Below are 13171 nucleotides of genomic sequence, written 5' to 3'. Positions count from 1 at the left end.
GCGGCGCGCGGCCCCTCCGCGAGTCTAGGAGCGTCGAGGGGGCGGCGGACCGTCAGCCCTGGAAGTCCTCGGGGTCGACGTCGTCGAGGAACCGGCGGAACTCCTCCACCCGCTCCTCCTCGGGCGACGGGTCGAGCTCGACCGCGTCGTCGGGCACTCCCGCCTCGGCGAAGACGCTGTCGGCGACCCAGATCGGCGCATCGACACGGGCTCCCAGGGCGATCGCGTCGGAGGGGCGGGCGTCGAAGGAGCGCTGTCCTCGCGGGGTGTCGACCACGAGGCGGGCGTAGAACGTGCCGTCCTCGAGATGGGTGATCTCGACCCGGTCGACGGTCGCCGACAACTCCCCCAGCATCGCCGTCATGAGGTCGTGCGCGAGCGGGCGGGGCGAGGCGGTGCCCTCGATCGCGACGAGGATCGACATCGCCTCCTGCGGACCGATCCACACCGGGAGCACGCGCTCGCCGTCGGCCTCGGCGTCGAACGGCGAGAGCAGGATGACGTGCTGCTGGGCCGGGTCGAGGGCCACGCCGACCACTCGCACCCGGATCATGACGCCCATCGTACGTCGTCGCCTGCGCCGTCCGCCTCGGCGTCCGAACCGTCAGCGCAGGATGCCGAGGGCCCGCGCCGCGGAGACGGCGCCGGTGCGCGAGGTGACGCCGAGCTTCGAGAAGACGTGTGCGAGGTGCGACTTCACCGTCGCGTCGGTGATGTGCAGGAGCGCCGCGACGTCGGCGTTCGACGCGCCGCGGGCGACGAGATGCAGCACCTCGATCTCGCGCGCCGACAGGGTGACGCGGGGTTCGCGCATCCGCGCGAGCAGTCGACCCGCGATCGCCGGTGCGAGCGCGCTCTGCCCCGCCGCAGCGGCGCGGACACCGGCCAGCAGCTCGTGGGGAGGCGCATCCTTCAGCAGGTACCCGCTGGCCCCCGCCTCGACGGCACCGAGGATGTCGCCGTCGGTGTCGTAGTTCGTGAGCACGAGCACGTAGGGCGGGGCGGCGAGCGCGCGGACGCGCCTGGTCGCCTCGGCACCGGCGGCACGGTCGCCGAACTGCAGGTCCATCAGCACGAGCTCGGGCGCGAGACGCTCGGACAGGGCGACCGCCTCGTCGGGGGTCGCGGCCTCGCCCGCCACCTCGATGTCGGCCTCCGCATCGAGCAGGGCGCGCACCCCCGCGCGGACGACGGGGTGGTCGTCGGCGATGACGACGCGGATCACGACGCACCCCCCGGGAGCGTCACCGTGATGGCGGTGCCCCGCCCCGGTGCGCTGTCGACCTCGAGGGCGCCGTCGAGCTGGCCGACCCGCTCCCGCATGGCCCGCAACCCGAACGAATCGGTCTCGGCCGCCACCGCCTCCGCCCGCTCGGGATCGAACCCGACGCCGTCGTCGGCGATCCGCAGCTGCACCGCGTCGTCGAGCCGGGTGAGACGGATGCCGACGCGCGCCGCGCCGGCGTGCTGGGCGACGTTGGCGAGGGCTCCCTGGGCGATGCGCAGCAGCGCCGTCTGCGCGTCCATCGGCAGCGACGCGTCGTCGTCCACCTCGACGTCGATCGCGACCCCCTCGCGTGCTCCCCAGTCGCGCGCGAGGCGCTCGAGTGCGGGGCCGAGACCGCTGTCGAGGCGGGGCGGGGACAGTTCCCGGATGAAGCGCCGGGTCTCGGCGAGTCCGTCGGCGGCGGTCTCCCGGGCCAGACGCACGTGCGCGAGGCCCGGGCTCGTGGCATCCGCCCGCTCCGCCGCGTGCAGCAGCATCTGGATGCTCGAGAGCCCCTGCGCGACGGTGTCGTGGATCTCGCGCGCGAGCCGCGCCCGCTCGGCGAGGATGCCCTGCTCGCGCTCGGCGGCCGCGAGACGGTCGCGCGTGGCCAGCAGCTCGGCCACGAGCGCCTCGCGCTCGGCCGCCCGCCGGTCGAGCGCGGCATAGCCGAGGCCGATGAGCAGTGCGACGCCCGCGCCGACGAGGGGGCCCACGACGCCGCCCACCGTCAGGCCCCCGTGCACCGCGAAGGCGGCGATCGTGAGCGCTGTCGTCCCGAGCACGACGAGGGGCCCGGCGGCCCCGGGCAGCACGTGCAGGTAGAGGAAGAACAGCGGGAAGACGAGGTAGGCGGCCTCCGGCACCAGCCAGACCAGCGCCGCCCAGACGAGGGTCAGCACCGCCACCCACACCACGGCCGCCGCCCGGCGGCGTGCGCGGGCGACCGCCAGCCCGCCGAGGTAGACCCCGCCGAGCAGCCCCGCGAGCACGAGAGCCGTCACGGAGCCGTCGGTCACCAGCACGCGCACCACGACAAGCGCGAGGAGGGACCCGAACAAGACGTGGAGCCCGACGCGCAGGCCCGCGAAGACGGGAGCGAGGGTGCGATGCGGCATGACGATCTCCAGGCTACGGATGCGGGGCCCGCGGCGGATCATCCGAAAGGTGGAGAGCAGGAACGCCCCTTGCGCCGATGACCGCGGAGGGCCGGGTGACGACGCTGGAGGGGTGCCGGTGAGATCCGCCGGCGGAAGGAGGCGACGTGTACGTCGCATGGCGCGATCTGCGGTTCGCCCGCGGGCGATTCGCCCTCATCGGGGCGGTCGTCGCCCTCATCACCCTGCTCGTGGGTTTCCTCGCGGGCCTGACCGGCGGCCTCGCCGCCCAGAACGTCTCGGCCGTACTGGCCCTCCCCGGCGACCGGCTCGTGCTGCAGCCGGTCGGAGACGCGGCGGCGACCTTCGGAGAGTCGGCGATCGACGACGCCACCGTCGCCGCGTGGCGCGACGCTGCGGGTGTCACCGTCGTCGTGCCGATCGGCATCCTGCAGTCCCGCGCCGAGGGCCCCTCCGCGTCGGGGGCTGTGGCCCTCTTCGGTCTCGACTCCCCCGCCTTCGCGCTGAACGTCTCGTCCGACACCGACGCCGCGCTGTCCGCGGGCGCGGCGAAGACCCTGGGCGCGTCCGTGGGGAGCGAGGTGACGATCGCCGGTGAGGGCTTCCGCGTCGCCTCCGTCGGCGACGACCTCTCCTACAGCCACACCCCCGTCGTCGCCCTCACCTCGACGGCGTGGAAGACGCTCGCCCAGCGCCTGGGCGGGACGGGCGCGGCGACCGTGCTCGCCGTCTCCGGCGACCCCGCGTGGGACGCGGTGGCCACCGACACCGGGACCACGGCATCCACTCCCCTGGCGAGCCTGTCGGCGCTGCCGACGTTCCGCTCCGAGATCGGATCGCTCGGTCTCATGATCGCGATGCTCTTCGGTGTCTCGGCGCTGGTCGTCGGCGCGTTCTTCACCGTGTGGACCATGCAACGAGCCGGAGACGTCGCCGTGCTCAAGGCCCTCGGCGCCAGCACCCCCGCCCTCGTGCGCGACGCCCTGGGCCAGGCCCTCGTCGTGCTCATCGTCGGAGTGGGGGTCGGCATCGCCTTGACGGCCGCCCTGGGCGCGCTCGCCGGCGGCGCCCTGCCGTTTGTGCTGAGCCCCCTCACCACCCTCGCCCCGGCGCTCGTCATGATCGCCCTGGGCGTGCTGGGAGCCGCCGTGTCACTGCGCACCGTCACGAAGTCCGACCCTCTCACCGCCCTGGGGAGCACCCGATGATCCTTCTCGACGACGTCACCCTCACCTACCCCGACGGTGACGCCCGCGTCACCGCCGTCGACCGCGTCGCGCTCGAGGGCCGCCCCGGCCTCGTCACGGGCATCACCGGACCGTCGGGGTCGGGCAAATCGAGCCTGCTGGCTCTGGCGGCCACCCTCGTCCGTCCCGACTACGGTCGCGTCGTCGTCGACGGAGTGGATGCCACTCGGCTCGACGCCGCGGGTCGCACCGCGCTCCGGCGGGAGCGGATCGGCATCGTGTTCCAGCAGCCGCAGCTTCTGCCCGCCCTCACCGCGCGCGAGCAGCTGCGCGTGATGGCCGAGCTCGGAGGACGGGGCCGCCGGGAGCGGCGCGCCGCCGTGCGGGGTCGCGTCGACGGGCTGCTGGATGCCGTGGGCCTCGGCGACCACGCCGATCGCCGCCCCGCTCAGCTGTCGGGCGGTCAGCGCCAGAGGGTCGCGATCGCCCGCGCGCTCGTGCACGAGCCCCGCGTGCTGCTGGTGGACGAGCCGACGAGCGCGCTCGACAGCGCCCGCGGCGCGGAGATCATGGCGCTGCTCTCACGGCTCACGCACGACCGCGGTACCGCCACCCTCCTCGTGACGCACGACCTCGTGCACGCGGGTGCCCTGGATGAGAAGGTCGAGGTCGTCGACGGCCGAGCGACCCGCGTCGTCGCCGTGTGACCCCCGGCCCGCGCGGGAACGTCGGGCGCGGCGGGCCCACCGCATCGCGCGCGCCGCGACCACGAGCCAACCCACCGCCGCCGGGGCGAGGACGGCGAGCCACCAGGGCGGAGGCAGGGTGGTCCGCTCCGGAGCCCCCGGCTCCGGAGCGTCCTCGTCGGCGATGCGCTCCGCGTGCACGACGAGGCGATGGGTGTTGATGCCGATGGGCGTGCAGGTCACGAGGGAGACGAGGTCGCGACCGTCCTGCACCGCGAGGCGCGAGATGTCGGTCGGCAGCACCACGTCGGAATCTGTCACCCGATACCGCAGGGTGCGCCCGAGGACGTCAACGTCGACCTCGTCACCCGGGTGGAGCTTGTCGAGGTCGGAGAGGAGCGTGGCGTCGGGGAGGCCCGAGTGGCCGGTCAGGACCGCGTGCGTCCCCGGCCCGCCGACCGGCAACGACGAGCCGTAGAGGTGACCGAGCCCGCGGTCGAGGACGTCGGGAGTCGATCCATGGAAGACGGGCAGATCCACGGCGATGGCGGGGATGCGCACGCGGGCGATCACGCCGTTCGGGTCGAGGGAGAGCTGCGAGAGGTAGCGCGCGGCGGCGGCGTCGACGCCCGGCTTCCCGGCGTCGTCGCCGAAGGGGTCGATGAGCAGGCCCGTGGCCTCGCGGAGGTTGTACTCCCGCGCCGCGGAGAGCGACTGGTCCACGACCTGTCGATCGGCGGCATCGACCACCTGGGCGTATCCCTCGACGACCGTATTGGTGCGGATGAGGTCGAACCAGCTCGCGGTGGGGGGATACATCATCACCGCCACCCCGATGAGGGCGGCTGTGGCGAGCAGCAGATCGTGGCGGGCGCGTCGCGCGCGGGTGCGCAGGGTGCGCGCCGTCCGAGACGGCACCGAGGAGGGGCCCGGCCGCCGACCGGCGTCCGAGACCCTCCCGGTCTTCATGCGAGGGCCGCTCAGGCCCGGCGACGCGCCCGGCGCACCAGCACGACACCGAGGGCGAGCACCACCAGTGCACCTCCGGCCGCGGTGAACGCCGCGCCCGTCGATCCACCGGTGAGCGGGAGGGTGAACGGCGGGATGGGCGAGTCCGCGATGTCGGCGACGTTCGGCGACGTGGTCGATCCGACGGCCACGGTGATCTTCACCGGCTGAGCGAGCTTCTGATACCCGGTGGGGGCCGTGGTCTCGACGAGCCAGTAGTCTCCCGTGCGCAGCCCGGCGACCTGGGCGGAACCGTTCGCGCCGGTGGTCGCGCCCGTCACGACGGCCGTCGCGCCCGCCGTGCTCGGGTCGACGGCGTAGACGTCGAAGACGGCGCCGGCCAGCGTCTTGGTGCTGTCGCCGGTCACGTGCTTGACGACGCGCAGGGCACCCCACGTGGAGGGAGTCGGCGTGGAGCTGGTCCCGTGCGCGTGCTGAGGATCGTTGATGTACGCGGTGGCCGTGTTGCTGATGGTGCCGTCACCGATCGAGAGCACGGTGGTGTCGATCTCGACGATCACTTTCGCCGTGCTCGCCACGCCGTTGAGCTTGGCGAGCCCCGAGGCGGTGAGCGAGACGACGACATCGCCGGAGGTTCCGACGGTGGGCGCCGTCAGCGTGTAGTCGCGCGGCGTCGCGAGCGTCGAGGTCGTCGACCCGTCGACGAGCGAGACGGTGGTGCTCGAATAGCCGAGACGACTCTCGAGCGTGTCGCTGATCTCGTAGGACGAGATCGAGGTGCCCGCCGGCGCCTTGGAGACGTCGTTGGTGATGGTCCACGGGAGCGTGTCGCCGATCACGTGCGCTTTGCTCTCGTCGACGGTCTTCGTGAGGCGCGAGACCGCGTTCTTCGGGTAGACGTGCACGTCGTAGTTCCACGCGCCGTTGGCCGGCTGCGGGAGCGCGACCAGGAAGGGGACGGCGGGCGAGACCACCGACGACGTTCCGGGGGCGGTCTCGCGCACGAGGTACAGGCCGATCCCCACGGCGGGGGACGTCAGCGTGATCTCACCCGCGCTGTCGGTGGTGCGGACGATACCCGTGCCGAGCGTGTGCGTGGCCGTCGAGCCGTACACGTCGGCGACGGTCAGCGCGCTCGCGGTCGCCCAGCCCGTGTCGGTCGTGAGGTCGACGTCGGTGACCTTCTGCACGGTGAACTCGACATCCGCGAGGGGGGTACCACCGGGGTTGGCGATCTTCGTTCCGTCGTTCGTGCCGAGGGTGCCGGTCGCGGGCTGCTCGAACTTGTGGATCGTCAGCGAGACCGAGGCGGAGGTGTCGATATCGGCCGACGAGGCGTGAGCCGGTGCGGCCGCGGCCAGGAGTGCGGCCGCCACCCCCGCCGAGGCGAGGAGTCGGAGCCGGCGCGAGAACCGGGTGGTGGTCATAGTCCTTCTGCTTTCTGAGTATCGATGGATGTCGGTGTCGGAGGAGAGGATTCGGAAGCGGATGCCGCCCCGCGGCGACGCCGCGCGCGCACCCACAAGAGGGCGGCCGACGCCATTAGGGCGACCCCGGCGCTCGTGAAGGCGATCGTGCCCGGGCCTCCCGCCGACGGCAGGGCCACGACGCGGGCGTCCCAGATGCGCAGCGTGCGCGAGGCGGTGTCGTAGGAGACGAGCGGGTCGGTGGTGGAGCCGAGGTCGATCGCGCCGTCGGGGTGGGCGGCGTCGTGGCGCACGGCGAAGGCGATGGGGGCGACCAGGGGCGCGTACCCGCTCGGTGCCGCCGTCTCGACGAGCCAGTAGGACCCCGGCGCGATGTCGACGAGGGCGAACCGGCCGGGCTGGGCTCCCGTCTGCAGCACTCCCGAGACGGCGGCTCCGGGATGCCCGTGATCGTCCGCGCGGAGGTCGAACGCCGCGCCGTCGAGGAGTGCGGGCGCTGTCTGTCCGCGGTCGCTGTAGGAGTGCTTCTCGATGTCGAACGTCAGGATGCGCTCGTCGGTCACGTCGGCCGTCGTGACGTCGAGGCTGGAGGCACCGATCGTGAACGAGGTCGACGCGGTGGCGAGGTGGTAGCCGTCGGGCGGCGACTTCTCAGTGAGCGTGTACGTGCCCCAGGACAGACCCGTGACGCGGAACACGCCGGGACGCGCGTCGGTGTCGGCCCCGGAGTACCCGGTCTGACCGGTGTTGTCACCGACGTCGACAGCGGTCGCGCCCGGAGCCGTCAGCGTGAAGGTCGCACCCCCGACCAGCTTCCCGCTCACCTCGTCGGTCTTCCTCCACGTCACCGATCCGGCTTGGTCGGCATTGGTGAGGGTGCACGAGACGCGCTGGCCGTCGGCGATCGCGATCGTCGAGCTGCTGCCCACGGCGACGGTGGTCCCCGACGCGTCGACGCACGACACCGCTTGGAGCGTGTACCCCGGCCGCGCCGTCTCGGCCAACGTGTACGTCGCCGGCTCCACCACGCGTGTCTGCCCCGAAGTGAAGGCGAGAGCCGTGGTCCCGGCCGTCGCGGAGAGTTGCCAGATCGAGGCGTCGGAGGGCGCACCATGCCGGATGTCGAACGCTTTCACGAGGGTGAGCTTCGGCTTCAGCACATTGACGAAGGCACAGCTGACACGCACCCCCCGATCCGTCGCTGCCGGGTTGGTCGGAACCGTCACCGTCGCTTTGGAGCCGCTCCCCGAGGAGATGACGCCGGAAGCCGAGCGGCACGACCAGGTCGTTCGGTAGTCGTTCGGATCCGTCGTCCCGGCGGGGTCTTGGACGACGTCGTACGTGGACTCCGCGAGCACGGGCAAAGGACCGACGACGGCCGGTTGCACTCCCGTCGCGCTGCCCGTGGTCGTGTTCGTCATGGACGTGACCGTGCCGCTGCGGATGGAGAGCGTGAACTGGTCGCTCGGAGCATTGCGGGCGTCGACGCTCACGGTGCCCGTCATCGTCGGCGGGGCCAGACAACTCCCGAGGTCCGTGTTGGAGGAGAGGGAGGTCGTCACCGTGTCCAACTTCGTCCAGGTGGTGGGGTCGAAGCGTGCGACGGTCGTCCCGTTGCTGAGGTAGGCGTTTCCGAGATTGTCGAAGTCCAGACCGTTGGTGCCCGGCAGGCCACCGGCGATGGTCTTCGACGTCGACGCCGGGACTTCGCCTCCCGTGCTGGCCGCCAAACTGGCCGCGGAGACGATGATGAGGTTGGTCGAGTCCCACGAACCGCGGACGATGTAGAGATTCCCGTCGGCGTCGAAGGCGATGTCGCCGTTCGGCTGACCCGAATCGGTGATACCCGTCCAGGCGAACCCGCGGTCGGAGAAGGAGCGCGCATTCGGCGCATACTCGAAGATGCGGAAGCGATATTCCTGGACGCCGGCATGGTCCGCCTTCTCGAACCCACCGAAGTAGAAGTCGCCGGTGTCGAGGTCGAGCGCTCCACCGACGAGGTCGCCCGCAAATGCGGCGATGTAAGAGTCCGACGTGGTGGTGAACGTCTGACCTCGGGCGTCGTACGTCAGGATGCGGGCCTTGTTGTTGCCCCCGTTCCCCCAGCTTCTGTCGTAGGAGTACGCACGGTCGCCACTGGCGGTGATTCCCAAGCCGTTGGCGAAGGGCACCTTCCACGAGCCCATCGACGACGTCGACCCGTCGGGCGCGATCTGGGTGATCTCCCCGGATGACGACACGGCGTACTCGTAGCGGGGAAGGCACTGGAACGGCTTCCACGTCGCCGCGGCCGCGGGGGGCGCGTCGACGACGGTCGCCGCGACCGGTCCGATCACGGCGAACGCGACGACGACGACGGATGCGACGAACCGGCGGATCGCACGGGTGTACGTGGCGGGCATGGTCTCCTCGATGGCGCGGAGGAGCAGACCGAGGATCACGCAGAGGTGCCGCGGAGCGCGTCAGCGCAGCCCCTCGAGGGCAATGATGAAGCCACGCGCGGCCCCCATCCGCTCGGATGGGGGGCTATCTCACGAGGGAGCACGCCCGGTCGTATCGACCCTTCACCCGAACGTCGCCGAGCGTCCCCGCGCGCACTTTCGGGCCGAGGTAAAGCGGGGTTCTGCCGTCACCCGAGCGTGACGGACCCACGTCGCCGCGACCGGGCCTCGATGTGAGTGCCGCCTCCCCATCGGCCGCCGTGGGCCACAGGAGCGGGAGTCACCAACCGAAGGCGTTGAACCATTCGCGACGACGACCGGCCTCCGCGCGCGACTCGTCACCGCGCCACGAATCGTGCTGTTCGAGTGTCCGGTCGTCGGTCAGAGCCACGAAAGCCCAGCAGACCGGGCAGACCGCGCGTCCGTCAGGGAACCCGTCGTCGAGCATCGCTGCGGGTTCGGCCGGTGAGCCGGCACCGGGGCACTCGGGCGGATCGGCCTGCAGGTCGCTCCAGAGCAGACGCCCACCGGTGCGGTGGTGAAGGCCCCGGTGCCCGTCCTCACGAGTGCAGATCTCGCCGTTTCGTCGGCTGAGGCACAGCCTCCGGGCGGCGCCCGGGAGCGCTGCCAGTGTTCGCGTCATCCTTCGATTCTCGCCGCTGCGAGCGCAGCGGGGGCAGGTGCGGGATGCGCACGGGGCGGTGGGGTCCGGTGGGGAAAGGTTCGGTGGTCATCGCCGACCACCACCGGTCTGACGAAAAAGCATGTCGACCTCCTGATGCTTCGACTGTCCGCCAATGGGAGCCGTGCGCCGAGGGGGTTGACACCGCACGAGACGGTGCTAGGCATACCCCACGGGGGTATCATCGAGGCATGCACGGATACGAGGGCAACAAGGACGACCTCCTCAAGCGCCTGCGCCGGGCGGAGGGGCAGGTGCGCGGCATCGCCCGCATGGTCGACGACGACCAGTACTGCATCGACATCCTCACGCAGGTGTCGGCGGTCACGAAGGCCCTCGAGAACGTCGCCCTCTCACTCCTCGACGATCATCTCTCGCACTGCGTCGCCGAGGCGGCCGCGCAGGGCGGGCCGGTCGCCGAAGAGAAGCTGAAAGAAGCAAACCAGGCCATCGCGCGCCTGGTCCGTTCCTGAGGAGGACACCATGTCGGAACAGCGCATCGAGCTCGGCCTCACGGCCGCCGCCCCCGCCGGTGGGGGCTGCGGCGACGCCTGCGGCTGCGGCCACTCGGCAGCGGCATCCGCTCCCGCCGCCGCGGCGGCGACGGACGAGTTGCGCGTCGAGGGCATGACCTGCGAGCACTGCGTGCGCGCCGTCACCGAGGAGCTCTCCTCGCTCGCGGGCGTCGGCGTCATCGACATCGCCCTGCAAGCGGGTGGTACGTCGGTGGTGCGCATCACGCGCACGGAAGACGTCACCGACGACGACCTCGCCGCCGCGATCGACGAAGCGGGTTACTCGCTGGCCCCCTGACGCCGCGAGCGCGAGAGACCGCCGAGGCTCAGAGCACGCGACGCACGAGGGCGTCGACGGCGGAGTGGAACGTGAGGTGCTGCGACACCTCGACCGCGCGGTCGTACCGTGCGCCGCCGAGGGCCACGAACACCGCACCGACGACCTCGACGTATCCGACGATGTAGCCGCCGCGGGCGACCTCGTAGAGGTCGAGGTCGATTCGCGTCCAGGGGATCTCGGTGGGCGCCGGTGGGGCGACGACGGTGTCGATGGGGGCCGCCGCGGGCGCCGCGCCGATGAGCGGACCCCGGCGGCTGAGCGGTGCTTCCATGACCATGTGAGAACTCCTTGGCTCGTCCGGGGTGCTCTCAGCGTGCACGCTCTCCCGATGCCTCGTGCCTCCCTTGACGAAACCCTCCGCCGGGGCTACGCGAGCCTTACACCGTAGAGCGGGCGGGCCGACCGCGACGCGGGCGCTCCTCGGACAGACCGAAGGGCACGGCTGCGGCGGTGAGGCGGGCGACCTCGTCGAGCCATCGCAGGTCGGCCTCGAGCCGCGCCTTCCGGGCCGCTCGGACGATCGCCGCGGGAACGGCATCCGCGTCGGCGACCTCTGCGTCGCTCGCGTCCAACGCCGCTCGGACCGCGCCACGCTGCACCGAGAGGATGGCATCGACGTCGGCACCCGGGAGGGTCACGGCGAGCGCGATCTTGAGGGCGACGTCGTCGCGGCCCTCTGCGAGGGAGGCGGTGGTCAGCCAGGCGCGCGCCTCGGCGCGGCCCGCGGCGGTGGGCCGCCACAGCACCCGCGCCTCGTCGTCGATGCCCGCCCCCTCGACGAGCCCGTCGCGCTCGAGTCGCTCGAGGGTCGTGTACACCTGGCCGACGTTCACGCTCGCCCCGGTGCGCCTCTCGTACTCGGCGCGCAGCTGGGAGCCGTAGCAGACGCCGCGATCGAGGATCGCGAGCAGGCTCTGACGCACCGACATGCGGCCTCCGGACCGGTTCGCAGGGAAAAGACTTTCCCGGTAAGTCTCAGCGTAGACCGACGAGGTGGTTCGACGCCGAATCATCGCCGGGCGGCGCGGGAGGGCCCGGCGTAGCATGTGGTCTGACCACATAATCCGGTTCGATCGGAGGCTCCCGATGGAGTGGCTCGACCCCCTGGCTCTCGCCCGCTGGCAGTTCGGGTTGACGACCCTGTACCACTTCCTCTTCGTTCCGCTGACGCTGGGGATGTCGCTGATCGTGGCGGTCTTCCAGACCGTCTGGTACCGCACCGGTGACGTGCGATGGCTGCACCTCACCCGCTTCTTCGGGAAGATCTTCCTCATCAACTTCGCCATGGGCGTGGTGACCGGCATCGTGCAGGAATTCCAGTTCGGCATGAACTGGTCGGCCTACTCCCGCTTCGTCGGCGACGTCTTCGGCGCCCCGCTCGCGTTCGAGGGCCTTCTCGCCTTCTTCCTCGAGGCGACGTTCATCGGCCTGTGGATCTTCGGGTGGGACAAGCTCCCCCGCCTCGCCCACCTCGCGAGCATCTGGATGGCCTCCATCGGCGCGACACTGTCGGCGTACTTCATCATCGCGGCGAACGCGTTCATGCAGAATCCCGTCGGGTATCAGATGTCGGCCGAGGGTCACCGCGCCGAGCTCGTCGACTTCTGGGCGCTGCTGACCAACCCCGTCGCCCTCGCCGCCTTCCCGCACACGATCTTCGCCGGCTGGATGTTCGCCGCCATGGTCGTGGTCGCGGTGTCGGCCTGGCACATGGCCCGCGGCCGCAACACCGACATGATGCGCAAGACCCTGCGGTTCGGCCTGTGGGCGACCGTGGTGTCGTTCGTGCTCGTCGCGATCGTCGGCGACCAGCTGAGCCTGGTCATGGTCGCAACCCAGCCGATGAAGATGGCCGCCGCCGAGGCGACGTTCAACACGGTCTGCGGACAGGACGCGTCGTTCTCGATCTTCACCCTCGGCACCCCCGACGGGACGAGCGAACTGTTCTCGATCCGCGTTCCGTTCCTGCTCAGCATCCTGTCGACGCACTCGCTCGACGGCTGCGTCGAGGGGATCAACGACCTGAACACGCTGTACAGCCAGGAGATGTTCCCGCAGTTCGCCGACCAGGTCGACGGCAACTTCGCCCCCGTGCTGTGGGTCACGTACTGGGCCTTCCGCTGGATGATCGCGCTCGGCGGCATCGCGGCGCTCGTCAGCGTCGTCGGCCTGTGGGTCACGCGCAAGAACGCGAAGCGCCCCGTCGCCGGCTGGATGTGGCGGATCGCGATCTGGACGGCTCCGCTGCCCATGCTCGCGAGCCTCGTGGGCTGGGTGTTCACCGAGATGGGCCGCCAGCCGTGGATCGTCTTCGGTCTCATGCTCACGCAGGACGGCGTCTCGCCCAGCGTCCCGGGGTGGAGCGTGCTCGTCTCGCTCGTCGCCTTCACGCTCGTCTACCTGAGCCTTGCGATCGTCGAGTTCGGTCTCATCGTGAAGTTCGCGCAGAAGGGCCCCGACCCCCTGCCCGACCCGGATGCCGAGCGCGACGACTCCGTCGAGAACACGCCGACCACGGTCTACTGAGAACGCAGGAGAA

The 13171-nt window shown here is 71.3% G+C and carries 13 protein-coding genes and 1 pseudogene; 5 read left to right on the top strand and 9 right to left on the bottom strand.

From position 1 onward, the window contains the following. Nucleotides 1–52: 52 nt before the first annotated feature. The 3 genes from AB0N80_RS07855 to AB0N80_RS07845 are packed head-to-tail and all read right to left on the bottom strand — an operon-like array spanning nt 53 to nt 2385. Nucleotides 53–553: a bifunctional nuclease family protein gene (locus tag AB0N80_RS07855; protein ID WP_363390196.1), complete on the bottom strand. Its 501-nt coding sequence runs from the start codon at nt 551–553 to the stop codon at nt 53–55. Between the two features lie 51 nt (nt 554–604). Beyond that, complete coding sequence (locus AB0N80_RS07850; protein WP_363390199.1) at nt 605–1225, bottom strand: response regulator transcription factor; 621 nt, start codon at nt 1223–1225, stop codon at nt 605–607. Then, complete coding sequence (locus tag AB0N80_RS07845) at nt 1222–2385, bottom strand: sensor histidine kinase (protein WP_363578390.1); 1164 nt, start codon at nt 2383–2385, stop codon at nt 1222–1224. Before AB0N80_RS07845 ends, AB0N80_RS07850 begins: the two co-directional genes overlap by 4 nt. Before the next feature lie 146 nt (nt 2386–2531). Here AB0N80_RS07845 and AB0N80_RS07840 point away from each other — a divergent pair, with 146 nt between their 5' ends. Continuing rightward, the gene (locus AB0N80_RS07840) at nt 2532–3593 is read left to right on the top strand and encodes an ABC transporter permease (protein ID WP_363578389.1); all 1062 of its coding nucleotides are present in this window, start codon (nt 2532–2534) and stop codon (nt 3591–3593) included. Continuing rightward, nucleotides 3590–4279, top strand: coding sequence for an ABC transporter ATP-binding protein (locus AB0N80_RS07835; RefSeq protein ID WP_363578388.1), 690 nt, complete (start codon nt 3590–3592; stop codon nt 4277–4279). Before AB0N80_RS07840 ends, AB0N80_RS07835 begins: the two co-directional genes overlap by 4 nt. A 171-nt stretch (nt 4280–4450) precedes the next feature. Here the strand turns inward: AB0N80_RS07835 and AB0N80_RS07830 are convergent. From AB0N80_RS07830 to AB0N80_RS07815, 4 genes and pseudogenes are all read right to left on the bottom strand, one after another. Then, a pseudogene (locus AB0N80_RS07830) lies at nt 4451–5227 on the bottom strand (class C sortase); the annotation flags it as partial. Between the two features lie 11 nt (nt 5228–5238). After that, nucleotides 5239–6654: a SpaH/EbpB family LPXTG-anchored major pilin gene (locus AB0N80_RS07825; RefSeq protein WP_363578387.1), complete on the bottom strand. Its 1416-nt coding sequence runs from the start codon at nt 6652–6654 to the stop codon at nt 5239–5241. Then, nucleotides 6651–9095: a SpaA isopeptide-forming pilin-related protein gene (locus AB0N80_RS07820; RefSeq protein WP_363578386.1), complete on the bottom strand. Its 2445-nt coding sequence runs from the start codon at nt 9093–9095 to the stop codon at nt 6651–6653. The genes AB0N80_RS07825 and AB0N80_RS07820 overlap by 4 nt, the downstream gene beginning before the upstream one ends. 280 nt (nt 9096–9375) lie before the next feature. Next, nucleotides 9376–9738, bottom strand: coding sequence for a hypothetical protein (locus AB0N80_RS07815; RefSeq protein WP_315994974.1), 363 nt, complete (start codon nt 9736–9738; stop codon nt 9376–9378). A gap of 230 nt (nt 9739–9968) precedes the next feature. Between AB0N80_RS07815 and AB0N80_RS07810 the strand changes: the two genes are divergently transcribed. After that, nucleotides 9969–10250: a metal-sensitive transcriptional regulator gene (locus AB0N80_RS07810; protein ID WP_055956168.1), complete on the top strand. Its 282-nt coding sequence runs from the start codon at nt 9969–9971 to the stop codon at nt 10248–10250. Nucleotides 10251–10260: 10 nt separating this feature from the next. Then, the gene (locus AB0N80_RS07805) at nt 10261–10590 is read left to right on the top strand and encodes a heavy-metal-associated domain-containing protein (protein WP_363578385.1); all 330 of its coding nucleotides are present in this window, start codon (nt 10261–10263) and stop codon (nt 10588–10590) included. A gap of 28 nt (nt 10591–10618) precedes the next feature. Here the strand turns inward: AB0N80_RS07805 and AB0N80_RS07800 are convergent, their stop codons facing one another. Together AB0N80_RS07800 and AB0N80_RS07795 are read right to left on the bottom strand one after the other, a co-directional pair. Further along, entirely contained in the window at nt 10619–10909 is a 291-nt protein-coding gene (locus tag AB0N80_RS07800; protein WP_363578384.1) for a hypothetical protein, read from the bottom strand. Between the two features lie 100 nt (nt 10910–11009). Further along, nucleotides 11010–11561, bottom strand: a complete 552-nt coding sequence (locus AB0N80_RS07795; protein ID WP_363578383.1) for a helix-turn-helix transcriptional regulator — start codon at nt 11559–11561, stop codon at nt 11010–11012. Between the two features lie 157 nt (nt 11562–11718). Between AB0N80_RS07795 and AB0N80_RS07790 the strand changes: the two genes are divergently transcribed. Next, nucleotides 11719–13158 (top strand): cytochrome ubiquinol oxidase subunit I, encoded by a 1440-nt coding sequence (locus AB0N80_RS07790; RefSeq protein WP_315994978.1) that lies wholly within the window; start codon nt 11719–11721, stop codon nt 13156–13158. The last annotated feature ends 13 nt before the right edge of the window (nt 13159–13171 follow it).

It is taken from the genome of Microbacterium sp. NPDC089188 (assembly GCF_040685155.1).
GTDB classification, from domain to species: domain Bacteria; phylum Actinomycetota; class Actinomycetes; order Actinomycetales; family Microbacteriaceae; genus Microbacterium; species Microbacterium galbum.
This window is presented reverse-complemented; position numbering and strand designations above follow the sequence as displayed.